This is a genomic window from Lactococcus cremoris subsp. cremoris NBRC 100676 (assembly GCF_001591705.1).
GTDB classification, from domain to species: Bacteria; Bacillota; Bacilli; order Lactobacillales; family Streptococcaceae; genus Lactococcus; species Lactococcus cremoris.
Map to the genome: position 1 here is coordinate 1 of NZ_BCVK01000040.1, position 25,115 is coordinate 25,115.

The window sequence follows — 25,115 nt, forward strand, 5'->3', positions numbered from 1 at the left end:
TCTCGTCTCTCGCGACAACTATTATATTCTATCAAACCTATCTCTCCCTGTCAAGAATTTAATGTCACTTTTTCAATCTTTTTTTATCTTCGTTCGACAAAGCCTATGGTTATCAAGTTCTTAACCTTTATTTAATATTCTATTCTTGGTAAATTTAGCTTCTTTTGTTCTGATATTATACGAACAAGTACGATAAAAATGACAGAGATAAATAATGAGAGGTTGTGACTAATTTCTGATTGGAGATATACATAAAGAATTCCTCCTATTATACAAGGCAAAGCGTAGATATTTTCTCTAAAAATCATTGGGACCTGATTAGCGATGATATCTCGAATCATTCCGCCACCAACACCAGTAAGTACTCCTAAAAATACAACAAAAAATATATTATGTGAATAACCATGGGCTATTCCTGCATCAATTCCTAATACGGTAAATATTCCCAAACCGATTGCATCTGAAACTAAGAGAAGATTATTATAGAAGCGAGCCGCTTTAAAAATATTCAAGGCATTTCTTTTAGATTTTACAATCCAAGCAACAAACATGGCTATTATAGAAGCAATTATAGAAATTATAATAAAAAATGGTGATTTCAATGCTGAAGGCGGAGTCGCTCCCAAAAGCAAATCACGAAAGATTCCTCCTCCTACCGCTGTAATAACTGACATTACGAGCACTCCAAAAACATCCAATTTATGGTTAATCCCGACTACTGTTCCCGAAATGGCAAATGCCACTGTCCCTAAAATTTCTAAAAACAAGTAAAAACTGCTTATCACTTCCATATTTCTCTTTATTCTATCCTTATTGTCATTTTAATACCATTTATTATACCTTATATTGATACAACAGTATAAAAAAAAGACTATTTTTCAACAGTCTTTTTTAATTTAGTCAACTCGGCTAAAATTAGCTACATCGGCACTGATTTTTTCAATAAAATCTTCAAACGGAATGACTTCTGTTTCTTTTGAGCCATAACGACGAATATTTACTGTACCATTGGCCTGTTCTTGGTCACCAATAACGATTTGGTAAGGAATTTTGTGAGTTTGTGATTGGCGAATTTTCCAACCCATTTTTTCGTTGGCTTCATCAACAACAACACGGAAGCCTTTGTCTTGAAGTTCACGTTGAATTTTCCAAGCGTAATCCGCATGAATTTCATTATTTACTGGAATAATCGTTGCTTGAGTTGGAGCAAGCCATGTTGGGAAAGCACCTTTGTAAACTTCGATAAGGTAGGCAATGAAACGTTCAAGTGTTGAAATTACACCACGGTGAATCATCACTGGACGATGTTTTTCTCCATCAGCCCCAACATATGAGATGTCAAAGTTTTCTGGATTGAGGAAGTCTAACTGAATAGTTGAGAGCGTTTCTTCATTTCCGAGGGCTGTTTTAACTTGAATGTCAAGTTTGGGACCGTAAAATGCAGCTTCCCCTTCTGCTTCAACATAGTCAAGTTTCATGTCGTCCATTGTTGCTTTAAGCATTGCTTGAGATTTTTCCCACATTTCATCATCTGGGAAGTATTTAACTGTATCTTTAGGGTCACGATAGCTGAGACGGAAACTATAATCATTGATTCCAAAGTCACGGTACATGTCCATAATCAATTGAAGAATTTTACTAAATTCTTCTTGGACTTGTTCTAACATCACGAATGTATGACCATCATTCAGAGTCATTTCACGCACACGTTGAAGTCCTGAGAGTGCACCTGATTTTTCATAACGATGCATCATTCCAAATTCGGCGATACGAATTGGGAGTTCACGATAAGAGTGGACATGGTGTTTATAGATGGCAATATGGCTTGGGCAGTTCATTGGACGAAGTTCCATTTCTTCGCCGTCTCCCATATCCATTGGTGGGTACATATCTTCATGGTAATGTTGCCAATGACCTGATTGTTTGTAAGTATTAAGGTTCATCATGACTGGTGTGATAACATGTTGATAACCATTTTTCACTTCTTGGTCAACGACAAAACGTTCAATGATTCGACGAATAGTAGCACCAGCTGGGAGCCAGTAAGCTGTACCTGCACCAAGTTCTGCGTCGTTAAAGAACAAATCAAGTTCACGACCGAGTTTACGGTGATCACGTTCTTTTGCTTCTTCACGAAGTTTAAGATTTGCTTCTAATTCTTCTTTTGAAAACCATGCTGTACCATAAATACGTTGCATCATCTTGTTATCTGAATTTCCACGCCAGTAAGCACCGGCAACATTAAGGAGATGGAAAAACTTGATGACACCAGTTGACGGAACATGTGGGCCACGACAAAGGTCAGTGTATTCCCCTTGAGTGTAGATAGTGAGTCCACCTTCATCTTCGTTATGTTCTTCAATGAGTTCAAGTTTGTAAGGGTCATTTGCAAAAATTTCTTTTGCTTCTTCTTTGCTGACCTCTTTACGCTCTGATTTGAAGTTTTCTTTGACAATTTTCTTCATTTCAGCTTCAATTGTTGCTAAGTCGTCATTTGAAATTTGGCCTGCTTCATTATCTGTATCATAATAGAATCCATCTTGAATAGCTGGTCCAACACCCAAATGAATATTCGGGAAGTGACGTTTTGCTGCTTGAGCAAAAAGGTGAGCGGCTGAATGGCGTAGAATTCCAAGCGCATCTTCATGGTCTGGCGTTACAATTTCAAAATCGCTATCTTCATTGATTGCACGTGTCGCATCAATCAACTTCCCGTTAACCTTACCTGCAAGTGTTTTTTTGGCAAGACTTGGTGAGATTGATTTGGCGATTTCAAATGTTGTTACACCTGACTCAAATTCTTTTATGTTGCCATCTGGAAATGTTATTTTAATCATTTTATGTGCCTTTCTTTTTATCGTTTTTAGTTTACTGACAAAACTTTTTTATCTATTAGTAGTGCTGTCAGTAATTTATGGAAATAAAAAAACGCAAATCTCATCCCTTAAAGGACGCTATCTGCGTGTTACCACCTTTGTTTCATTTACTGACTCTTCTTTATGCCAACAATCACCACAATTACTACTTACAGAACTGCTTGGATTCTTGACCTAGGATAGCCATTGAAGCCATAGCGCTCATGGTCATGCTAGAATTTTCATCAGTAAACTTCTCTTCTTTGACGTAACGTGTCAGCAACGCTTTTCTGTTGTCCAGAAAGAATTTATTTTACAAGTCAAGCTTGTAAGGTTGAGTGGTATTTTTAGTTGCCATTTTCAGACTCGCATCAACCGTCTGATTTCTTAGAAATTTTCACTAAAAACATGTCTCTATCTATATTGTAAAGCTTGCTCTAAAATTTGTCAAGAATGAATTTAAGTTTCTTATAAAATTCATAAATAAAACTTTTTTTGGATTAATTAACAGCAAGTTGCGTCAATAAAATAGCTAAAAATTACTTTTTATTCTATTTGCTCTTTTTACTCTTTCAAAATTACTGACAGATATTTTTTTGTTCAATTTAGTCCTTTTGTCAGTAGATTTTTCAAAAAAAGAACCGATTAGGTTCTTTTTGTATATAATGAACTTTTTAATGTCTTTGCTCGATATTTTGCTTTGTTTTGTAAGCGAGAAAGTCGCGCGCAACATCTTTATCAAAGTCATTGAGTTGTTTAATCACTTGATTTTGAATGGTTTCAATCTCAATTTTTTCAAAAGATAGCTCAGCAATTACTTTTTCAACGACCTTAGTGACATTATTGGCAATCATATTGGCATGGAGTGGTTTGTCTTTATACTTACCATTGATTGCTGCTTTAAATACTGCTGTTTGAATCCGGAAACTATCCCAGTCAACGACATGACCGTTACGTTTGATGACAACTTTATTAACTAATTTTGCTTGCATCATTTTCTCCTCATTTTTTAATCTTCTTACAAAACTATTATAGCAAATTTTTTAGAATTATTTAAAAGTTTCGACGATTAATACGATATTGAGTAGGGTTACAAAAATCCCCGTTGCTAATAAAAGCCACTTAGTGAACCAAACGTTCTTATATTTCCCCATCACTTTTTTAGAACTTGTCAAATAAATTTTTAAAAAGATGGTAATTGGTAATTGAATACTCAGGAAAACTTGTGAATAAATTAAAATATTGAATGATGACGTTACAAAACTCAATCCACAAATTGCAAGAGTTGCACCAATAATTGTAATTAAAACGCCTAACTTACTGTGAGGATCTTAGGCATCATAAGGTTCTGCAAAGATTCCTGCAAAAATTGACCCTCCTGCCATTCCAGCTGTGACTGACGAAGCAACTCCTGCAAAAAGAAAGGCAATGGCAAAGAGAATAGCAGCTACTGGACCAAGCAGAGGAACAAGCATTTCTTGAGCCTGACTAATTTCGGTGACGATACGTGGGAAAAATAAAGCGGCAGCAATGATAATAATCGCAGAATTAATGACCCAACCTAAAAACATTGAAAAAATTGTATCAAAGAATTCAAAACGTAATTGTCTTTCCATTACAGCTTCGTCTTTTAAATTCCACTGACGGCTTTGAATGACTTCCGAGTGCAAAAATAGATTGTGAGGCATAACTACAGCCCCTAAAGCTGACATAATAATAGGCATGGATTTTGCATCAACGAAAGGAATGACCATTCCTTTTGCTGCCTGCCCCCAGTTAATATGAGGAATAATAAAAATCTCTAGCAAAAGCGCTATCCCAATCAAACTTACAAAACCAATAATTACTTTTTCAATCTTTGGATAAGAATTGCTGAATAAAAACCAGATAACCAAGCCAGCCGTTAAAATTGCACCTAGAACAATTGGTAATTTAAAGAGCATTTGCAAAGCTATCGCTCCACCCAAAATTTCGGCAACTGCTGTTGAAATAGATGCTAGGACTCCTGTCCCCAAAATAGTTCTACTGAGCCAGGGCCTGAGATATTGGGTCGCATTTTCTGATAAACATTTCCCTGTGACAATTCCCAAGTGAGCCACATTATGCTGAAGAAACGCCAACATAATTGTTGATAAAGTGATTACCCAGAGTAGTTTATAGCCAAATTGCGAGCCTGCTGCTAGGTTAGCCGCCCAATTCCCAGGGTCAATAAAGCCGACCGCAACAATTAATCCAGGACCAACATATTTCAAAAAATCAAGTGCAGGATGTCTTTTATCTTGTAAAAATCGCCTCATTTTTATCTTTTTCATTTCCACTTCCTTTTGGACAATTATAGCATGGAGCTTTTGAGAGTTCAACCTTACAAAATAAAAAACCGTCAGTAAATTTTACTGACGGTCATTAAAAATAATTGATTATTTAGCAACGATGAAACGGTCAGCATCATCCATGAAAGTTTTTTTACCAGCTGGTGCTTCGATTGAACCAAATACGAGTTGTCCACGAAGTTTCCAGCTTTCTGGAAGATTCCATTCTTTAGCAACTGCTTCGTCAATCAATGGATTGTAATGTTGCAAGTTAGCACCTAAGCCAAGTTCAGCAAGTGCTGTCCAAACGTTAACAGAAATAATTCCTGAACCTTGTTCTGACCAAACTGGGAAGTTATCAGCGTAAAGAGCAAATTGTTCTTGAAGGTTTTTAACAACCGCTTGATCTTCAAAGAAGAGAATTGTTCCAAATGCCGCTTTAAATCCATCAAGTTTTGCACGTGTGTTATCCCAAGCTGATTCTGGAACACCTTGTGCTTCCATAGCAGCTTTAAGTTCTGGTGCAACAATTTCATCCCAAAGCTTATCTTGAGCATCCCCAGTCAGAATCAAAAGACGTCCTGTTTGTGAATTGAAAGCTGTTGGTGAAAAACGAACTGCTTCTTTAATTGTTTCAATAACTTTTGCTTCATCTTGAACATTTCTTCCAAGAGCGTAGATTGTGCGACGGTTTTCTAATGATTTAATGAATGACATAATAATTACTTCCTTTTTTGTTTTATTGTTTACATCTGTAATCTTATCAAATAAATTTACACTTGTAAACTATTTTGATTCAAAAAATTACTTTTTTTATAAAATAAAAAAATCCCCTATCTAAAAATAAGGGAATTTTTCTTATTTTGTACCGAACAAACGGTCACCAGCGTCACCAAGACCTGGAACGATATAACCATGTTCATTAAGTTTTTCATCCAAAGCTGCTGTATAAATTTCGATATCTGGATGTGCTTCTTGAAGAGCTTTTACACCTTCTGGTGCGGCAACAAGACAAACGAATTTAATATTTTCTGCTTTAGCATTACGTTTTTTAAGAGAATCAACTGCCAAAATTGCTGAACCACCTGTTGCAAGCATTGGGTCAACAAGGAAAATTTGACGGTCAGCAATATCTGCTGGAAGTTTTACTAAATACTCAACTGGTTTAAGTGTTTCTTCATCACGGTACATTCCGATATGTCCCACACGAGCAGCTGGAATTAATTTCAAAATCCCATCAACCATCCCGATACCTGCACGTAAGATTGGCACAATCGCTAATTTTTTACCCGCGATTTGTTTAACTGTCGTTTTTTGAACAGGTGTTTCAATTTCGACATCTTCGAGAGGTAAATCTCTTGATACTTCGTAGGCCATAAGCATTCCGATTTCGTCAACAAGCTCACGGAATTCTTTTGTTGACGCCTCTTTACGACGCAAGATTGAGAGTTTGTGTTGAATCAATGGATGTTCTACGACTTGAAATTTTGACATTTTGATTTTCCTTTCGCTAGATCCCTTTGCTAAGCAAAGTTCAGATTTGTAAACTGCCATTATATGGCAATTTTGCTAATTTTAGGCAAAATTTTTTAGAGCATAGCAGATGGTGCCATTCTCTAAAAGCATTTTTTCTATTTTACCACTTTTTCAGTCTTTTTTGGGGAATAAGATGAAATTTTAAAAATTATTTTTTCCTTAATTATCATATTTTTTCAAGACTAACTTGATTAAAAATGGAGCTAGGACAGTTGCTAAAATTATGACAATGACCAATTCAGAATAAACTTCATCAGTAATAATGGCACTTGTCAGTCCAATTTGTGACACAATCAAGGCCATTTCTCCACGTGAAATCATTCCCGTCCCAATCAGCATACTTTCCCCGGTACTCAATTTATTAGATTTCCCAACAAAATAGGCAGGAATAAATTTGGTCAAAATCGCTAGAAGTGTAAAGAGCAAAATAATCCATGGATGATGAATTAAACTGTCAAATTGAACGGATATGGCAATGAGTACAAAGAAGACTGGGATAAAAATCACATACCCAATGGCTGAAGTATATTCTTCAATTTTATGACTGACTTCTGTTTGTGAAATAGCAAGTCCTGCAAAGAAGCTCCCTATCACGGCTGACATTCCCACACTATCTGCAAGTAAACTCAATCCTAAACAGATGATCAAAGCAACAATCGTATTCTTGTTGGCGATTGGCAGTTTTTGGACAAACTTCCAAAATCTGGGAATCAATTTATGGACAACAAATAAAAAGGCAAAAAAGAGAAGTTCAAGTAAAAACTGGAAGAAAAGATGAGTCCCAGACCCTCCATTTTTGAAACTGGTAAAAATTGATAAAATCAAAACGGCTAAAATATCATCAACAACCGCTGCTCCTAGAATAATTGAACCTGCACGTGTACTGAGTTTTCCATATTCTTGCAAAACTTCAACGGTAATTGAAACCGATGTTGCGGCAAAAACAATTCCGTAAAAGAAACTCGTAGACATTCCGTAGCCAAAACTAAAAGCTACTAGACCAAAAACTATTAAAGGAACAATCACACCGCCAATGGCTACAAGCATTGATGCTTTGAAATTTTTCTTTAAAACCGTTAAATCACTCTCAAGACCCGCTAAAAACATGAGTAAAATCACACCGATTTCTGACATCACTTCTAAAACATGTCCGCTATGAACAAGCCCTAAAACTGACGGAGCAATCAAAATTCCCACAAGCATCTGTCCAACAACAGCAGGAATTTTAAGACGCCGTGAAGCAAGGGTTGCAATTAGCGAGGCAATTAAAACAATTGTAAGTTGTAAAATATCATTCATAAGTTGATTATATCATAACCGATAAGACGAAACGAGTTTTTGTCTTATTCGATTTTATCTCTTATGACCGAACGAAGCACAGGATAGCTGTTGCCAGTTTACTGGCTTACAGATATGCTAGTTGTTTTATCTAGAAACGATAATTTCCTGCTGAAGTGAGTGTGGCTCGACTTGTGGTATTAACCACTTAGCGAGAGTGGACATTGCAGCGAAGCGAAGATAGCATGTTATAACCAGTGAAGCTTAAAGATCCTTTTTCAACTAAAATCGTTAAATAGCAAAGGTTTCGACAAGTCTTTTTGTTGCCTCCTCAATTAAAGAAAATGGGGCTGCAGCATTCAATCGGGCATGAGCCTGTCCTGCCTGTCCAAAACTTGCTCCTTTATTTAAAATAACTTCCACTTCTTCTGATAACTTTTTATCCAATTCTTTATCATTTAATTTATAGTCAGAAAAATCAAGCCAAACTAAATAAGTTCCTTGGGGTTTCATCACTTTTATTTTCGTTTTTTGATGAAGTTCTGACTCAACATAAGTAATATTTTTTTCCAATACTTCTTTGAGTTCACTCAACCACTGTGCCCCTTTATTGTTAGCAACTTGAGTTGCAAGCATGCCTAAACTGCTGATTTCTTGTTGATTATTCATTAATCTTCTTTGTAAGTATTTCTCGCGTAAATTTTTATTTTCAATAATTGCATAAGCACATTTTACACCAGCAATATTAAAGCTTTTAGTGGCCGAGGATAAAAGAACTGAAAATTCTTTGAAGTCTGGAGCAATCTTATTGAAAGTATTGTGTTCATGCCCAAACAGAGTCAAATCTTGGTGGATTTCATCTGAGACCAACAAAACATTGTGTTTTTGACATATTTGACCAATTTTTAGCAATTCTTCTTTGGTCCACACGCGCCCACCCGGATTGTGAGGGTTACAGAGAATATATAATTTTACGGAATTTTCAACAATATCTTTTTCAAAAGTTTTGAAATCAATTAAAAACTCGCCATTTTTTTCAAGAAGAGCATTCTCAACCAATTTTCGATTATTTAATTTAACTGTTCGAGCAAAGGGGGGATATACAGGGGTATTGATTAAAACAGCATCATTTTCTTTCGTTAGTGCTTGAATGGCCAGACCAATTCCTGGAACAACTCCTTCAACTAGTATTAGACTTTCTTTAGAAAATTCATACTGATGTTGATTTTTTTCCCAATTTTGCACACTTTCTATCAGGCTATCTTCCACATAAGCATAGCCATAAACACCGTAATCAGCGTAATCATGGATGCTTTGTTTAATTTCTGGCAAGGCCAGAAAATCCATATCAGCTACCCATAAGGGAAGTTTATGGGGATTTTCTTTTATTTCTTGCCATTTTACAGAATTATGTTCAAGTCGATTTGGAATGGTTGTAAAATCATATTTTGTCATTTTTATACTCTCTTCTTTTTCCTTTCTGTCAGTAATTTTTATACTGACAGAGTCTAATTTTAACACTTACGGATTTATTTTCTTACTGACATAAGATGCCTGTTATTGCCTTACCCTTTTATCATTCGCTTACGACTTGTGTCGGTGCTTTAGCACCTTACAGCAAGTAGACATTCGAGCGTAGCGAAGATTAGTGGATAGAGAAAAGGCACAGCGAAACTCAGAGCCCATGGATAGCTATTTACAGATATGTTAGTTCTTTCATCAGTAAATATTTAATTTTCTAGTGCTTCTTTAAGGTCTTCTATTAAATCACGTACATCTTCTATACCAATAGAAAGGCGAAGCAAATCATCAGTTAGACCATAACTTTCTCTAATTTCAAGTGGAATATCATGGTGGGTTTGTTCTGCAGGATAGGTAATTAAAGACTCAACACCTCCTAAACTTTCAGCGAAAGTAAAAACTTGTAAGTGATTTAAAATGTCTGGAATTTTATTTCTGTCAATCACCTTTAAAGAAATCATTCCTCCCAATCCCGGATAGAGCACTTCTTTTACTGACGGAAGTTTTTTTAGAAAAGCCACAATTTTAAGCGCATTTTTAGTTGCTCTTTCCATTCTCAGGCTTAAGGTCTTTAAACCTCGCATGACGAGATAACTATCAAAAGGAGAAAGAACTGCTCCAGTAGTATTAAGTTTATAGACTAATTTTTCATAAAGCTTTTCATCATGAACAATGACCGCTCCAGCCAAAACGTCGTTATGCCCTGACAGATATTTTGTCGCCGAATGAATGACAATGTCAGCCCCCAGCTCCAATGGTCTCTAATAGATTGGAGTATAAAAAGTATTATCAACAATCACTTTCGCATGATTTGCTTGCGCCTTGTTAGCAATCTTTTCAATGTTATACTTAATCATCATTGGATTTGTTGGACTTTCAATATAAACAATATCGGTCGATTCATCAATTAAATCAAGCATTTCTTTTTCATTATTGGCATAAGAAAATGAAAAACGTCCTTCTTTTTCTTGTTCGTCAAACCAGCGAAAAGAGCCACCATATAAATCTCTAGAGGCCACGATTTTAGCTACAACAGGAAAAACTTCAAATGCTAAAACAATTGCAGCCATTCCTGACGAAGTTGCCAAAGCGAATTGTCCTGATTCAATTGAAGCAAGTGCTTCTTCTAAAGTCGCTCGTGTGGGATTTTTCGTTCGAGTATAATCAAATCCAGTCGATTTCCCATATTCTGGATGTTGATAGGTCGTTGAAAAATGCAAAGGACCGACTAAAGCCCCAGTAGCTTCATCTTGCCGAATTCCAACTTGTGCCAATAAAGTATCTAATCTTTTATCCATAAATTTTCTCCTATAAAAAAATCTTTATTCTACTCTTTTTGATTAAAATCATAATTCTCTTCACCGCAATGATGACCAAGACGTTCTCCCAAATAGGGCGTTCCTTGATAAACGGCATAATTCAGCCAATTTGAAAAAAAGAGTGAGGCAGCTGAAGCCCAGCTCATTTGTGGTTTCTCCTTATCATTATCTTTTGGAAAATAATTTTTAGGGAGAGCAGGCTTTAAGCCTTCTTTCTTATCTCTTTCATATTCCCAAGCTAGAGTTTCTCGGTCGTATTCTAAATGACCAAAAAGATAAACTTCACGTAAATTTTTTTTGGCTAAAATAGAAAAACCAGTTTCTTTGGATGTTGACAAGACTTCTAAATCAGGAATTTTATTTATTACTGATGGGTTCGATTGGGCATATCGCGACTATGGATAATAAAAAGAGTCATCAAAACCTCTAAATAATGGATTTTTAGGTTGCTCTACTGAGCTTTTATAAATACCACACAATTTTTGTGGAAGATTTTCTTTTGTTACCTCATAACGGGCATAAAGTGCTGCTTGTGCTCCCCAACAAATATGTAAACTAGAATAAACATGGCTTTTTGACCACTTCACAATTTCTAAAAACTCAGACCAATAATCGACTTCCTCAAATTCAAGTTGCTCAACAGGTGCACCTGTTATAATCAAACCGTCATAGTAGTCATCTTTAATTTCAGAAAAAGATTTATAGAAGGAGTCCAAATGCGATTGCTTAGTATTTTTGAATTCATGACTAGCCATAAACAAAAAATCGACATTAATTTGAAGTGGAGTGTTTGATAATAAGCGTAAAATTTGCCGCTCAGTAATCAATTTACGTGGCATGAGATTGACCACCAGCAAATTCAAAGGGCGAATATTTTGATTTTTCGCTCGTTCATTATCCATAACAAAGATATTATCTGCTCTCAGCTCATCAATGGCAGGCAGACCTTCAATCACTTTTACTGGCATCTCTCACTCAACTTTCACATAGAATTAGACTCAATTATAGCCCTTCATGATTTATTTGCAATAGCCTCGTATTATAATTCCGTAATGGGATAATTTAAAAATTTTAATCTAATAATAAAACTTGCCTAAGGCAAGTCTTATTTTATGATTCGAGAAATAATTTTATCGTAAATGATTCTCATTTCTTTCTCAGAAGATTTTTCCGAAAATTCTTCTAAAGGAATCCAACCTAAACCATCTGTTTCATCTGTATTCTTTTGAAGTGAACTATTTTCCTTTGCTTCAAATAAAAAAGTGACATTTAGATGAATATGAGCGCTGACATAACCATACTTACGGTGAATGTGACCAAAAACAGGCAAGGCTTCAATCGAAATCGGTTTTTCTGAAAGCTTTCTAAATCCTTGAAGTCCCGTTTCTTCTTGAACCTCTTTTTCTGCCACAGCTAATAAGTCAGAATTGCCATCAGCATGACCACCTACCCAACCCCAGCTTTGATAAATTTTATGATAAATCCCTAAAATCTTATCATGGGCTTCATTAAGAACAAAAGCACTGGCTGTAAAATGAGCAATTGAATCCCGACTTAAATTTTCTTCATCAGCTGCAAATTTTTGAAAAACTTTAAGGTCAATTTGTTCTTGCTGACCTTCTGGCACAAAATTTTCTAATAACTTTTCTATTTTATTTTTCATTTTTCACCTCACAAAACAATCACAATAATACTCATTAAAATCAAAGAAATAAACATGGATAAACTAATGACAAGTCCCGCCAAAGCCTTATCATTCCCAAGCTCTATGGCTTGAATCATGTGCAAAAAGGACATCGGACAAAAAAAATTAACAAGAGAACTTCTTTTATTATGGCTGGAAAAGGAGCGAAAAAATAAACCAAACTAGCTAAAATAAAAGCTAGTAAATAACGCCAAGTCAATATTTTCAACAGAAGTTTTAATTTTCCTTTCGGCAAGCGAAATTCCATAAAAAGTCCAATTGTAAAAATTGATAACAATGTATTAGCATTTGCCAATGGTCGAATTGGAATCAGCCAATCATCAGGAAAAGATAAGCCAAAAATCGCTAAAATAAACATAAAAATATAAACAACAAAGGGTGGATTACGAAATAAGACGCCAAATATTTCTTGCAAAATAAAGCCGTGTTTCTTTCGGCCACTTGAAAGTTCAACAATTGCTTGAGTCGTTCCAGTCACCATTAAGGAATTACCCATATCAAACATGGCTAAAAAAGGAATAGCCGCTGGAAAAAAGCTTGAGACAAAAGGAATTGAAAAATTTCCAATGTTATAGCCCGATAAATCAAACATATAAAGGCCACGTTCTTCCACACTAGCCTTTCGTCCAATAAATTTCCCCAGAAAAACCAAAAAGAGATTAGAAAAAAGTCCCATAAACATCAGAATAAAAAAGATGCCAGAGAGCTTTGTATGATTTACTCCGATTAATATCGTTGCTGGTAAGGTCAAGTAAACAACCAATTTAGAAGTAAGGGCTCCATCTTCTTGGCGAAGCAGACCGATTTTTTTGAGTAAAAGGGCTAAAAACAAAACAAGCAGAATACTCAAGGCATTGAGAAGAATTGTGGTCATTAGAGTTTTACTTTCTATCAGTAGTTTTATCTTCTGTCAGTAATTTCGTAATGCTTATTTTACTGACAGCACGTCTAAATTAATTCTAGCATTTTTTTAAATAAAAACTCCCGTAAAAATACGAGAGTAGTCAATTAATTGATTTCAATAGTATATTCGCAAGAGAAGCTTCCCTCTGGCGCTAATTGATTAATCCCAAATTTCGTTGTGATGTCGCCGTCAGTATTTTCATCGTCAGCAATTCCAGACCATGGCTCAATACAAACAAATGGTGCTTCATTTGGATAAGGTGACCATAAGCCAAAATAGGGCATATCTTTCCAAGTCACAGTAACCCCACGTTCATCTAATTTGTTGGTCAATGAAACTTTCATCTCATCTGATGATGTATAAACTAGAGCATCTTTATCAAAAAGTTCTCTTGTTAATGGAAGAGTATTTACTTGCGTCTCCACTCTTTCATCTAATTTCAATGTTCCTGATGGTGGGTCAAGCGGAATAAAAGTTCGTTTTTCATCTGGTGAAACAGTTAACTGATAGTCTTCAAAAGTCCCATTTTTCAAGGGGACATTAAATGCTGGGTGAGCCCCAACACCAAAAGACATGAATTTTTCGTCTTCATTTTTCACTTCGTAACGGACTCTGATTTTATTTTCCACCAATTTGTAAGAAACTCGAAAGTTAAAATGGAAAGGATAGTGATTCAAGCTATCTTCATTATCACGGAGCTCAAAAACGAGTTCATTATCGGATTTTTTAATTAATTCAAAATCATTATCACGTGCAAAACCATGTCCACCCATTTGATAAGTTTGCTCATTATAATGATATTGGCCATTTTTTAATTTCCCAACGATTGGAAAGAGAACTGGAGCATGACGTCCCCAAAATTTTGGATCGGCCTGCCATAAATATTCAATATCATCATGTTGGATGGAATGCATTTCTGCCCCAAAAGTGTCCACAATAACACTCAATTGGTCATTTTTCAAAGTGTAATTCATAAAAAACTCCTTAATATTTTTATCTTCTTTCTATTTTACCATTTTTACTGACAAAAATTTCTGTCAGCAAAAAAACCGTGTAAGCACGGTTTAATCTTTTCTTGGTTTATAAAAGTTACGATTAGATAAAGCCCAAACCCGCTGACTAAATTGACCAGGGTCGAGCGTTTGAGTCGCCGTAGTCATCATCATCATGTTGGCATCCATGACATCAATTTGATGAATCGTTTCTGCTTCCATAATTTGTGGACGAACAGGACTACCATACTCCAACTCCCCATGATGGCTCAATAAACAATGACGAAGCATCAATAAGTCTTCATTATCATCATCAAATCCAAGTTCAATGGCGGCTTTACTCACTTCTTCATCAATCAAAACAATATGTCCAATCAAGTTTCCTCTTAAAGTATAAGAAGTATTTTCGGCACCTGTAAATTCCAAACATTTTGCCATGTCATGAAGTAATACACCAGCAAACATCAGATTTTCGTTGAGTTGTGGATAAACTTCGCAGACTTTTTCTGCTAAATGAAGCATGGTTGTTGTATGATAAGCAAGCCCTCCTTCAAAGGCATGGTGATTAGTTTTGGCTGCAGGAAATTCATAAAATTCCTTATCAAATTTTTTCAAAATCGTGCGTACAATTCGATTTAAGGTTGCATTTTCAATTTTAAAAAGAATCGATTGAACATATTCACGTAAATCTTTTTCTTGAACAGGTGAGCTTTCCCGATAATCGTGAGGTTGATTGGGTTCACTATCTGTCGCTAAACGCAATTGTATTTTATTAACTTGAGGCATTCCATTATAGAGTTCTTTGAGCGCCTTCATATGCACGACCCGACCAGCTCGAAACTGTTCAACCGCTTTTGGATTAGCATCCCAAATATTTCCATTGATTGTTCCCGTTCGGTCTTGAAAACTCAAAGCTAAAAAGTCTTTCCCCGCCCGCGTTTGACGTAATTCAACTGATTTAATCAGGTAAAATCCTTCAAAAAATTCGCCAATTTCTAAGTTTTTAATGAGCACCATGTTTTCTCCTTTAAGATGTAAGCCCGACTCTTTGGGTGACCTAGCCAAGCGATATAAAATATTAATACTTTGTCAATCTAAATCCAAAAGTTTGCTGCTTTCACTATCATCTATCCGGTCAATATTCGTCAGCGCTTTTTTCATGACATTTGTTCTTGTCGTAATCAGATTATTAATTTCTTTTTCTGATTGCTGAATTTTTTGTTGAACTTTGATGAGCGAACCTTCAAATTTATCAAACTCTGTTTTGACTGCTCCTAGCATTTCATAAACTTCAGCTGATTTTTGTTCGATTTGCAAGGTTTTAAAGCCCATTTGCAAACTGTTTAAGACGGCGGTCATCGTCGTTGGCCCTGTCACATTGATCTTATAGTCACGGCTGATTTGCTCATAAAGTTCAGGATTATTAACCACTTCCATAAACAGCCCTTCAGTTGGTAAAAACATAATGGCAAAATCCGTTGTTTTTGGCGGGACAATATATTTTTCACTGATTGATTTAGCTTGAGCTTTAACAGCATTAAACAATGCTTTTCTCGTCTTATCAATTTCCAGGGGTTCATTAGATTCCAAAGCCATTTGCAAGCGTTGATAATCTTCCATGGGGAATTTTGAGTCAATTGGAAGTAAGAGTTCTGACCCCTCTGATTTTCCAGGCAAAATCAAGGCATAATCCACAGCGTTAGCGCCCTGAATATTGACTTGTTCTCGATATTGACTGCTTGCAAACATCTGCTCTAAAATTCGTCCTAGCTGAATTTCACCAACAATCCCACGTGTTTTAACACCCGTCATTACCTTTTGCAGGCTGTCCACATCACTGGCAAGATTTCTCATTTCTCCCAAGCCCTCTTCGACATTTTTCAAATGTAAAGTGACCTGTTCAAAAGATTGTGAAATTCTGCGATTCAATGTTTCTTGCAATTTTTCATCGACCGTTTCCTGAATTTGACTCAATCTCTTATCGTTAGAATCTTGTAATTCTTTAAATTTACGGTCAAATTTGTCTGTCATTGCCTCTGTCAGTTCTGACAGTTTTGTGACCGTTCTATCGGTAGATTCTACCAAACTTACAGAGATTTTTTCTAATTTTTGCTCATTTGAACTTTGCAAATCTTTAAACTGCCAGTCAAACTTGCTATTGATATTTTCTGTCAGTGTTGAAAAATCATTATTGACCGAGCGTAAACTACTTGAAAGTTCTTGTCGATTTTGCGCCAGTTGCTGATTAACATCCGAGCGCATTTCCGCTAAATTTTGATTAAGATAATTTAACTGATGACTCGTATTTCCTTTGTCAGTCTTTTTGAAAAAATTGGCAAGGGACAGTAAAATCAAAAGTATGAGTAATATGATAATAATAACTTCCATCTTGATTTTTTATTTTCCTATATTTCTAACACATTTAAATGAAAGCCCGAAGTTACTGACAGAAAAACTGTCAGCATCCTCGTAGCTCTTTATAAGTTCTCACGAAGTTTTTCGATGTTTTTTTCTACTTCACCATTAAAAACAAACGACCCAGCAACAAACACATTGGCACCAGCAGCTTTTGCGACTTGAATTGTTTGGTCGTCAATGCCACCATCCACTTCAATTTCAAAATTAAGCTTTTTGTCAGTTCGAATTTGAGTGAGTTCACGTACTTTATCCATCATTTCAGGAATAAATTTTTGACCGCCAAAACCAGGATTGACTGTCATCACTAAAACCATATCCACAAGTGGTAAGACGGTTTTAATCGCCTCTACAGGAGTTCCAGGATTAATCACTACCGAAGCTTTCATTCCAGCATTCTTAATTTTTTGCAGCGCTCCATGGATATGATTGGTTGCTTCAACATGAATACTCATGCTATCTGCACCTGCTTTTGCAAAGTCATCCACATATTTTTCTGGATTCTCAACCATCATATGAGCATCAAAAAACAAACTTGTTTGCGAGCGAAGTGCCGAAACAACTCCGGCTCCGAAGGTTAAATTATCTACAAAATGTCCGTCCATCACATCAATATGTACAAGGTCAGCACCGGCAGCCTCTAACTGTTTAACATCTCTTGCAAAATTTCCAAAATCTGCTGACAAAATTGATGGAGCAATTTTATTTTTCATTTTTATCCTCTCTCTAAAGAATACTACGATTCTTATTTAAAAAACAACTCTCAACAAAAAAAATCACAAAACCCTTATTCACCACTATTATCTGATGATTCATCATGAAGTTCTTCTTTAACAATTGTCTTCCAAGCATCTCCCTCACGTTTGTGTTCTACAACGGTTGCCGCACGAACGCCAAGAACAATTGCCAAACCTAAAGCAATAACCGTTAAGAAATTCATCACAAAATTAGGTGTGCCATTTTTGAAAACAAACATTTCCAATACTTGGCAAAGAAGGGCAAAAAGAACCGCTAAAAAGGCTTCTGTTTTCAATCTTTTTTTCATTTTTCTTTATCCTGCGAACTCTCTAGGTCATTTTCTTTTGACTGACTCGTCAAGCCAAAAAAGACACGATTTAACCAAAAAATAACAAAGAAGGTCGCAAGAACTAAGAGAATAAACACGATAATCATCATTGTTTTGGATAAGTCATTTTTAAAATAAATTGCTAAAATCCAAGCTAAAACAAGAGCAAAAAAACCAGCCTGTTTCAACCAAATATTATCTTTAGCCTTGTTTTTTTCGTTTTTTCTCATAAGTTTCCCTCGTATGGTTGATTTCATCTAAAAGCTGTAAGTAATTTTCATAACGGCTTTCTAAAATTTCATGATTTTCAAGTGCAACTTTAACCGCACAGCTTGGTTCATGCGTATGTGTACATTCTCTGAATTTACAATTATGACTAATCTTTAAAATTTCTGGAAAAGCAGCGTTTAAATCTGGCTGATTGGTTACCTCATAATCTAAACTAGAAAACCCTGGCGTATCAGCAATTAATCCACCCGCTAACTCAAAAAATTCAACATGGCGAGTTGTATGTCGTCCACGCCCTAGCTTTTCTGAAGTTTCACCCGTTGCCAACTGCATTTCCGGTGCAATTTTATTTAACAAAGTGGTTTTTCCAGCACCAGTTTGTCCCATAAAAACAGTTACTTTTCCCGATAAATTACTGACCAAATGTTCAGCATCAAAGAAGACATCATAACCAATCTGTTCATAATTCCTTTTTATCTGCTCATAATCTGCCCGCTGATTAAAAGTTTTATTACTTTTCTCAGAACTCCCTTGGTCTTCTGTCAGCAAATCCATTTTAGAAATATAAATCATTGGATGAATGTTTTTATGTTCTAAGAAAACCAAAAAACGGTCCAAGAGATTTAAACTAAAATTAGGACTTACCGTTGACATAATAATCACCGCTTGGTCAATATTAGCAATTGATGGTCGAATTAAAGAATTTTTTCGCTCACCAATTTTTAGAATATATCCTTCTGAATTTTCTTCAGCAGAAAACTCAACAAAATCCCCTACAACAGGTTTCATTCCTTTTTTTCTGAAATTACCACGCGCGCGCGTCTGATAAACTTCACCTTCTGCCTCGACATCATAAAAGCCTGCCAAGGATTTGACAATACGTCCATTTTTTATCATGTTCTCATTATACCAAAAAAAGGCTTAACTGTAAGCCTTTCATTATTTTTTAAAGTTTTTTTAACTCAAAACAGTGATTTGAATATTTTTACGTCCCCAAGCGATTGCTTGGTCATTTGATGGAAAATGGACGTCAATGATGTTTCCAACAATTGCACCCCCAGTATCACCAGCAATTGCAATCCCATACCCCGGAACTTCAACGAGCGAATTCAAAGGAATGACACTTGGATCAACCGCGATACAAATTGGATTTTTACTTAAATCAATTCCAGTTGCAGTAATTCCATTTAAAGCATAAGCTGTTGCTTCTACGTTTAATGTGCGTCCGCCAGAAGTCGTTAACGATGAGTTGTTATTGTTAGTTGTTGTATTACTGTTAGTGTCAGCAGGCGTTTGAGTGCTTACTGAATTATTGCTTTCAGAACTTGAAGAATCTTTTGTTTTTTCTTGTTCAGCTTTTGTAGCAGCTTTCGCTGCAGCTTTTGCTTTCACGTCTGCTACTGATTTAGCCAAGGCTTCATCGCGAGCTTTTTGTTCTGCCGCAGCTTTTGCTTGCATTTCACTCAAAAGTTGTTTGTTTGAACTAATTTTATCTTTGAGTCCAGAAATATTACTTTGCAAAGCGTCAACCTGTCCTTGATAGTCATTTTGATTTTTCACAAGAGTTTCTTGAGATTCTTCCAATTTGACTTTCATTGTCTTTAGCGATTCTTCTTTTTCAATAAGAGATTTCGCTTGGTCGGATTCAGCAGTTAATACCACATGCAAGTTTGTTAAACGCATAACCATATCTGAAAGATTTTTTGATGATGCAACGATATCAATATATGATAAAGTTCCCCCACCATTTGCTTGCATTGCTCGCATTTGTTTCGCGACAGAGGCTTTAAGCTGAACAACGTCATTTTCAGTTTCAGAGATTCCTGTTTCCAATTCAGTAATCTTACTCTTTGACTGATTAACTTTTTGTTGGGCTTCTTGCGCTTGGCTATAAATCTTATTTGCCTGTGCAAGTTTACTGTCGAGCTGCGCTTGGAAGTTTTGTATTTCTTGGTTGACTTCCGTTTGAGAGCTGTCAGCATCTACTTTCGTCACTCCTAAGAGATTAACGGGTAGAACTGATAAAAGCATCAGTAAAGCTCCTACAAGTATTCCAACTTGTTTTATTTTTTCAGGAATTAAATTCTTCATACTTTGTCTATTCTAACATATCCCCCACGGTTTTTAATTGCATTTTAATTACCAATATTAACTGAAGTTTAAAATAAACACAAAAAGTATTTTTATAAAAAACTATCTATCCCTTGCAAGCTTATTTTCATTGTTTCTTTAATGATTTATATTTTGATAATCATCAAAGATGAAAAAACTCTATCAGTAACTACCGATAGAGTTTTTTACTGACAGCTTTGTCAGTAATCTTATTTTCTTTTAACGAATTTCTACATTTAATTTTTCAACAAGATTTTTTGTAATTTTATTAACAGCAGCCGTAATTTCATCATCAGTCATTGTATTTTCAGTCGGTTGGAAAGTTAGGCTATAGGCCATTGATTTTTTAGCAGCAGGTAAATTTTTACCTTGATAAATATCAAATAACTCAACTTGCTTAAGTGTTTTAACGCGACTTGATTTAATGACAGAAACGATTTGGGCATGTGTAACCTCAGCATCAATCAAAAGTGCAATATCACGATGAACTGCTTGAACTTTTGGAATATCATTAAAGATGGTTTGTGCTGTCAATTCTTCAAGCATCACTTCCATGTCGAGACTGGCAACATAAGTTTCTGCTACATCATATTTTTTAGCTGTAGCCGGATGAATTTGTCCCACAAAACCAGCCAGGCGACCATTGATGTTAATGACAGCAGTCCGTCCTGGATGCATTGCCGCTTGATTATTAGTTGGAACAAATTCAACTTCTTCGTAAGTTTCAAGAAGGTTTTCCACAATTCCCTTAGCATAGTAGAAATCCACAGGAACAGCTTGTCCGTTGTATGATTTATCCACAACATTTCCAGAAATAGCAAAAGCAAGATTTGGTACTTCTGTAGGACGAATATCATCTGCATTTGGTAAGAAAATATTACCAATTTCATAAATTGCTACGTCAGCATTTTTACGATTTTGATTGTAATTAACAATGTCCAAAAGTCCTGGAATCATATTTGCACGAAGTGTTTGACGATCTTCAGTCATTGGCATCATGAGCGATGTTGTTTCAAGCTCACCCACAAATTCAGTCGCTTTTTCTGGAGTCACAAGTGAGTAACCAATGACTTCATTAAGACCTGAACTTTCAAGTCCAGTTCTTACCGTTCGACGGAATTTTTGCATGTCAGTCAACTCACCAGCATTTTGTGAAAGAGGCAAAGTACTTGGCAAATTATCATATCCATAAATCCGAGCTACTTCTTCAACTAAATCAGCTTCAATATGAATATCCCAACGACGTGATGGAATTTCACAAGTAAATTTTTCTCCCTCAACTTCGACTCCAAAACCAAGTTGAACAAAAATTTTCTTCACAGTTTCAAGTGATAAATCTGTTCCTAAAGCCCCATTAACACGACTTAAAGTAATTGAAACTTTTGGTAACAGAGGTTGATAATCATTTGATTCAACAAGGCCTGAAAGAACTTTCCCGCCAGCCAATTCAACAATCATTGCTGCTGCAAAATCAAGAGCCTCACGAACTGTTCCTTCATTAATTCCTTTTTCAAAACGACTTGATGCTTCTGAGCGTAAAGCAAATTTTTGCGAAGTTTTACGAATTGAAGCTCCGTCAAACAAAGCTGCTTCAAGAGCAACATTTGTTGTTTCATCAGTAATCTCACTGTCTGCACCACCCATGACACCACCAAGCGCTACAGGAAGTCCATTTGCTGTGACTACAATATCAGAGTCATCTAATTCACGTTCAACATGGTCTAAAGTGGTTATTTTTTCACCAGTCTTAGCCTGACGAACCAAGATTTCATCAGAACCAAATTTGGCAAAGTCAAAACTATGCAAAGGTTGACCAAACGTCATCAATACATAATTTGTCACATCAACCACATTATTAATTGGTTTTACACCCGCATTCATCAATCGGTTTTGCAACCATTGAGGTGATTTCGCAATTTTAACCCCTTCAATCAAACGGATTTTATATGTTGGAACTTTATCTGTTTCAACCTTAACTGTAATTTTGCTTGCTGCTGATTCTGAAGCTTCTACTAAAGATTTTCCCTCAAGCTTAACTGGTAAATCATAGATTGCTCCAACTTCCCATGCTGCCCCGTTCATTGACAAAGCATCCGCACGATTTGGAGTGATTGATAATTCGATGATTTCATCGTCCATATCAAGATAAGGGAAAATACTATCACCAACTTTAGCATCTGCTGGCATTTCAAAAATACCATCTTCATGCTTCATTGGATTAATTTTTTCATCAATTCCGATTTCATCAAGTGCACAAAGCATCCCGAGAGATTCAACTCCACGAATTTTACCTTTTTTGATTTTATAATTATCCGCAATTCGAGCACCGACAAGTGCCACAATTACTTTCATCCCCACACGAACATTTGGCGCTCCACAAACAATTTGTAATGCTTCATCAGCCCCAACATTAACTTGTGTAATATGCAAATGTGTTTCAGGAATATCTTCACTAGAAAGAACTTCTCCGACAACAAGTTTTGACAAACCTTCTTGTGGGCTGGTAACTCCTTCAACTTCAATCCCAGACGTTGACATTTTTTGTTTTAATTCATCTGGCGTAGCCGTAAGATTTGGCACCAACTCTTTTAACCATTTATATGATACTAACATGTTATTTCAACTTTCTATTCACAGTTTTTTATACTATTTATTTTCCAAATCGCTCCATCGAAGGGAGTCCTCCCTTTTCGAATGTCGAAATCGACAATGCGACTAAAGCGTCAGTCGAATTGTTCTAAGAATCTTACATCGCCTTGATAGAATCCACGAATATCGTTGATTCCATAGCGTAACATGGCAATACGTTCTTGACCGAGTCCAAAAGCAAAACCAGAATAAACAGAAGAATCTAAACCAGACATTTCAAGTACGTTTGGATGGACCATACCTGCACCAAGGATTTCAATCCACCCAGTATGTTTGCAGACATTACATCCTTTACCCCCACACTTGAAACAAGAAATATCAACCTCAACAGATGGTTCAGTAAATGGGAAATAACTTGGACGCCAGCGTAGTTCACGCTCTTGACCAAACATTTTTTTCATGACAAGGTCAAGTGTTCCTTTAAGGTCAGCCATTGTGATATTTTTATCTACAACCAAGCCTTCAATTTGATGGAATTGATGACTGTGTGTAGCATCATCTGTATCACGACGATAAACACGACCAGGAGCAATCATACGCAAGCCCCCTTTTGAAAAATCATGAGCATCCATTGTCCGAGCTTGCATTGGTGAAGTATGCGTACGAAGCAAAACTTCATTGGTAATATAAAAAGTATCTTGCATATCACGAGCTGGGTGATCTTTAGGAAGATTCATTCGTTCAAAGTTATAATGATCGGTTTCGACTTCATAACCATCAACAATTTCATAACCCATTCCAAGGAAAATTTCTTCAATTTCTTCTTGAGTTTGAGTTAAAATATGCCGACTTCCTTTTTTTTGAGCTTTTCCAGGTAAAGTAACATCCAAACTTTCAGACTCCAAAGCCGCGTTCATCACTGCTTGTTCAATTTCAAGTTTTTTCGCTTCAAATTTCGCTCCAAATTCATCACGAAAAGCATTAGCAAGTGCACCAATAACTGGTCGTTCTTCATTTGTTAAATCTTTCATCCCTTTTAGGATTTCAGTCAACTCTCCTTTTTTACCAAGCATTACTGTTCTAAGATTGTTGAGCGTTTTTTCGTCTGCAACAGAGAGTAAGTCAGACAAAGTCCGCTTGCGAAGGTCTTCAATTTTTTCTTGTAAGTTCATTTTTATCCTTTCAACTTATAAAAAATATATATTTAAAATTAGACAAGGTCCATATAAAATATGGAGCTTTAGGGAGATTTGAGCAATTTCTATTTAATAAAGAAAAAAATACCACAACTTTCATCTCCAAAGGAGCGAAAACCGCGGTACCATCCTATTTTATCACTTAATTTTTTTATTTAATTACCATAAAACTTTTTTAAGATTATCCTTCTAAAGAATTCCTCTCAAAAATAGCTTTTATTCGTAAGGTGAACTTCAAATATCACTCCATATTATGGCTTTCAGTCGGTGACCATAACTCCCTTAAATTTCGTAAATAATTTACTCTTCTTACTTATAAGCTTAATTTTATCACTTTCATTCAATTTGTCAACTTTAAAAATGTATTTTTTATGCTTGACAAATTTCTGCTTCTTTTTTATAATAAATATATATTTAAAACATGTTTTTAAAACGTGTTTGTAGAAAAGAGAATAATAAATGAAAAAATTTACTAACTTAGATGATTTTATCGGAACACATTTTATCTACACTTATGACAATGGCTGGGAATATGAACTTTATGTCAAAAATGAGAACACTATTGATTATCGTATTCACGGTGGCATGGTTGCAGGTCGTTGGGTTAAAAATCAAGAAGTTTCATTAGTGATGTTAACAGAAGGAATTTATAAAATTGCTTGGACAGAGCCTACCGGAACTGACGTTGCTTTAGATTTCTTGCCAAATAAAGAAAAAATGCACGGAATGATTTTCTTTCCAAAATGGGTGGAAGAACATCCAGAAATTACTGTTTGTTTCCAAAATGATTTTATCGAATTAATGCACGAATCACGTGAAAAATTTGAAACTTATCCTAAGTATTTGGTTCCAGAGTTTGCTAAAATCACTTATGTCGGAAAAGCTGGAAAAAATAATGATGATGTGGTTGCTCAAGCACCCTACCAAGGTATGACAAATGATATTCGCAACGGAAAATATTATAATACAAGCTATGAAATGATTAATAAATGATTTTATTCCTCAGAACTCAACTATAAAAGGTATCGAAATGTTCGATACCTTTTTTCCAAACTCTCCATTCTATAGAATACCTAGTCTTACCCGAATT

At 35.7% G+C, this 25,115-nt stretch carries 20 protein-coding genes and 3 pseudogenes; 1 reads left to right on the forward strand and 22 read right to left on the reverse strand.

From position 1 onward, the window contains the following. Positions 1-131: 131 nt before the first annotated feature. From LLA01S_RS07990 to pheS, 22 genes and pseudogenes are all read right to left on the reverse strand, one after another. Positions 132-791 (reverse strand): trimeric intracellular cation channel family protein, encoded by a 660-nt coding sequence (locus LLA01S_RS07990; protein ID WP_061778113.1) that lies wholly within the window; start codon positions 789-791, stop codon positions 132-134. A 105-nt stretch (positions 792-896) separates the two neighbouring features. After that, positions 897-2,837 carry a threonine--tRNA ligase gene (gene thrS, locus LLA01S_RS07995; protein WP_014573189.1) on the reverse strand — a complete coding sequence of 647 codons (1,941 nt, stop codon included), beginning with the start codon at positions 2,835-2,837 and terminating at the stop codon, positions 897-899. 692 nt (positions 2,838-3,529) lie between these two features. Then, positions 3,530-3,847 (reverse strand): ATP cone domain-containing protein, encoded by a 318-nt coding sequence (locus LLA01S_RS08000; protein ID WP_004254946.1) that lies wholly within the window; start codon positions 3,845-3,847, stop codon positions 3,530-3,532. A 57-nt stretch (positions 3,848-3,904) separates the two neighbouring features. Continuing rightward, a pseudogene (locus LLA01S_RS08005) lies at positions 3,905-5,167 on the reverse strand (Nramp family divalent metal transporter). A 105-nt stretch (positions 5,168-5,272) separates the two neighbouring features. Further along, positions 5,273-5,881 (reverse strand): nitroreductase family protein, encoded by a 609-nt coding sequence (locus tag LLA01S_RS08010; RefSeq protein WP_061778114.1) that lies wholly within the window; start codon positions 5,879-5,881, stop codon positions 5,273-5,275. A 141-nt stretch (positions 5,882-6,022) separates the two neighbouring features. Next, positions 6,023-6,658, reverse strand: coding sequence for a uracil phosphoribosyltransferase (gene upp / locus LLA01S_RS08015; protein ID WP_011835873.1), 636 nt, complete (start codon positions 6,656-6,658; stop codon positions 6,023-6,025). 201 nt (positions 6,659-6,859) lie between these two features. Further along, on the reverse strand, positions 6,860-7,999 hold the full coding sequence (locus LLA01S_RS08020; protein ID WP_011676982.1) for a cation:proton antiporter: 1,140 nt from the start codon (positions 7,997-7,999) through the stop codon (positions 6,860-6,862). Positions 8,000-8,269: 270 nt separating this feature from the next. Then, on the reverse strand, positions 8,270-9,433 hold the full coding sequence (locus LLA01S_RS08025) for a MalY/PatB family protein (protein ID WP_061778115.1): 1,164 nt from the start codon (positions 9,431-9,433) through the stop codon (positions 8,270-8,272). Positions 9,434-9,708: 275 nt separating this feature from the next. Beyond that, positions 9,709-10,797 (reverse strand): annotated as a pseudogene (locus tag LLA01S_RS08030) (cystathionine gamma-synthase). 29 nt (positions 10,798-10,826) lie between these two features. Beyond that, positions 10,827-11,786 (reverse strand): annotated as a pseudogene (locus tag LLA01S_RS08035) (homoserine O-succinyltransferase). Between the two features lie 137 nt (positions 11,787-11,923). Further along, a complete protein-coding gene (locus LLA01S_RS08040; RefSeq protein ID WP_011676984.1) occupies positions 11,924-12,481 on the reverse strand; it encodes an NUDIX hydrolase in 558 nt (185 codons plus the stop codon). A 115-nt stretch (positions 12,482-12,596) separates the two neighbouring features. Then, a complete protein-coding gene (locus tag LLA01S_RS08045) occupies positions 12,597-13,397 on the reverse strand; it encodes an AEC family transporter (protein WP_231105358.1) in 801 nt (266 codons plus the stop codon). A 134-nt stretch (positions 13,398-13,531) separates the two neighbouring features. Then, entirely contained in the window at positions 13,532-14,401 is an 870-nt protein-coding gene (locus LLA01S_RS08050; RefSeq protein ID WP_011676986.1) for an aldose 1-epimerase family protein, read from the reverse strand. A gap of 90 nt (positions 14,402-14,491) precedes the next feature. Further along, on the reverse strand, positions 14,492-15,436 hold the full coding sequence (locus tag LLA01S_RS08055; RefSeq protein ID WP_081106884.1) for a 3'-5' exoribonuclease YhaM family protein: 945 nt from the start codon (positions 15,434-15,436) through the stop codon (positions 14,492-14,494). 72 nt (positions 15,437-15,508) lie between these two features. Beyond that, the gene (locus LLA01S_RS08060) at positions 15,509-16,807 is read right to left on the reverse strand and encodes a DNA recombination protein RmuC (RefSeq protein ID WP_011676988.1); all 1,299 of its coding nucleotides are present in this window, start codon (positions 16,805-16,807) and stop codon (positions 15,509-15,511) included. A gap of 89 nt (positions 16,808-16,896) precedes the next feature. Further along, positions 16,897-17,547 carry a ribulose-phosphate 3-epimerase gene (gene rpe, locus LLA01S_RS08065; protein WP_011676989.1) on the reverse strand — a complete coding sequence of 217 codons (651 nt, stop codon included), beginning with the start codon at positions 17,545-17,547 and terminating at the stop codon, positions 16,897-16,899. 74 nt (positions 17,548-17,621) lie between these two features. Further along, positions 17,622-17,879, reverse strand: a complete 258-nt coding sequence (locus tag LLA01S_RS08070) for a hypothetical protein (RefSeq protein WP_011676990.1) — start codon at positions 17,877-17,879, stop codon at positions 17,622-17,624. Beyond that, entirely contained in the window at positions 17,876-18,130 is a 255-nt protein-coding gene (locus LLA01S_RS08075) for a hypothetical protein (protein WP_011676991.1), read from the reverse strand. The genes LLA01S_RS08070 and LLA01S_RS08075 overlap by 4 nt, the downstream gene beginning before the upstream one ends. Then, positions 18,102-19,025: a ribosome small subunit-dependent GTPase A gene (gene rsgA, locus LLA01S_RS08080; RefSeq protein ID WP_011676992.1), complete on the reverse strand. Its 924-nt coding sequence runs from the start codon at positions 19,023-19,025 to the stop codon at positions 18,102-18,104. Before rsgA ends, LLA01S_RS08075 begins: the two co-directional genes overlap by 29 nt. 60 nt (positions 19,026-19,085) lie before the next feature. Further along, complete coding sequence (locus LLA01S_RS08085) at positions 19,086-20,219, reverse strand: 3D domain-containing protein (protein ID WP_061778116.1); 1,134 nt, start codon at positions 20,217-20,219, stop codon at positions 19,086-19,088. Between the two features lie 240 nt (positions 20,220-20,459). Continuing rightward, a complete protein-coding gene (gene pheT, locus LLA01S_RS08090) occupies positions 20,460-22,853 on the reverse strand; it encodes a phenylalanine--tRNA ligase subunit beta (protein ID WP_061778117.1) in 2,394 nt (797 codons plus the stop codon). Positions 22,854-22,963: 110 nt separating this feature from the next. Continuing rightward, on the reverse strand, positions 22,964-24,001 hold the full coding sequence (gene pheS / locus LLA01S_RS08095) for a phenylalanine--tRNA ligase subunit alpha (protein ID WP_011676995.1): 1,038 nt from the start codon (positions 23,999-24,001) through the stop codon (positions 22,964-22,966). A gap of 483 nt (positions 24,002-24,484) precedes the next feature. Between pheS and LLA01S_RS08100 the strand changes: the two genes are divergently transcribed. Then, on the forward strand, positions 24,485-25,018 hold the full coding sequence (locus LLA01S_RS08100; protein WP_061778118.1) for a phenolic acid decarboxylase: 534 nt from the start codon (positions 24,485-24,487) through the stop codon (positions 25,016-25,018). The last annotated feature ends 97 nt before the right edge of the window (positions 25,019-25,115 follow it).

Coding starts and splice junctions, on each gene's coding strand:
- LLA01S_RS07990 (WP_061778113.1), bottom strand. CDS start 791: ATGGAAGTGATAAGCAGTTTTTACTTGTTTTTAGAAATTTTAGGGACA.
- thrS (WP_014573189.1), bottom strand. CDS start 2,837: ATGATTAAAATAACATTTCCAGATGGCAACATAAAAGAATTTGAGTCA.
- LLA01S_RS08000 (WP_004254946.1), bottom strand. CDS start 3,847: ATGCAAGCAAAATTAGTTAATAAAGTTGTCATCAAACGTAACGGTCAT.
- LLA01S_RS08010 (WP_061778114.1), bottom strand. CDS start 5,881: ATGTCATTCATTAAATCATTAGAAAACCGTCGCACAATCTACGCTCTT.
- upp (WP_011835873.1), bottom strand. CDS start 6,658: ATGTCAAAATTTCAAGTCGTAGAACATCCATTGATTCAACACAAACTC.
- LLA01S_RS08020 (WP_011676982.1), bottom strand. CDS start 7,999: ATGAATGATATTTTACAACTTACAATTGTTTTAATTGCCTCGCTAATT.
- LLA01S_RS08025 (WP_061778115.1), bottom strand. CDS start 9,433: ATGACAAAATATGATTTTACAACCATTCCAAATCGACTTGAACATAAT.
- LLA01S_RS08040 (WP_011676984.1), bottom strand. CDS start 12,481: ATGAAAAATAAAATAGAAAAGTTATTAGAAAATTTTGTGCCAGAAGGT.
- LLA01S_RS08045 (WP_231105358.1), bottom strand. CDS start 13,397: ATGACCACAATTCTTCTCAATGCCTTGAGTATTCTGCTTGTTTTGTTT.
- LLA01S_RS08050 (WP_011676986.1), bottom strand. CDS start 14,401: ATGAATTACACTTTGAAAAATGACCAATTGAGTGTTATTGTGGACACT.
- LLA01S_RS08055 (WP_081106884.1), bottom strand. CDS start 15,436: ATGGTGCTCATTAAAAACTTAGAAATTGGCGAATTTTTTGAAGGATTT.
- LLA01S_RS08060 (WP_011676988.1), bottom strand. CDS start 16,807: ATGGAAGTTATTATTATCATATTACTCATACTTTTGATTTTACTGTCC.
- rpe (WP_011676989.1), bottom strand. CDS start 17,547: ATGAAAAATAAAATTGCTCCATCAATTTTGTCAGCAGATTTTGGAAAT.
- LLA01S_RS08070 (WP_011676990.1), bottom strand. CDS start 17,879: ATGAAAAAAAGATTGAAAACAGAAGCCTTTTTAGCGGTTCTTTTTGCC.
- LLA01S_RS08075 (WP_011676991.1), bottom strand. CDS start 18,130: ATGAGAAAAAACGAAAAAAACAAGGCTAAAGATAATATTTGGTTGAAA.
- rsgA (WP_011676992.1), bottom strand. CDS start 19,025: ATGATAAAAAATGGACGTATTGTCAAATCCTTGGCAGGCTTTTATGAT.
- LLA01S_RS08085 (WP_061778116.1), bottom strand. CDS start 20,219: ATGAAGAATTTAATTCCTGAAAAAATAAAACAAGTTGGAATACTTGTA.
- pheT (WP_061778117.1), bottom strand. CDS start 22,853: ATGTTAGTATCATATAAATGGTTAAAAGAGTTGGTGCCAAATCTTACG.
- pheS (WP_011676995.1), bottom strand. CDS start 24,001: ATGAACTTACAAGAAAAAATTGAAGACCTTCGCAAGCGGACTTTGTCT.
- LLA01S_RS08100 (WP_061778118.1), top strand. CDS start 24,485: ATGAAAAAATTTACTAACTTAGATGATTTTATCGGAACACATTTTATC.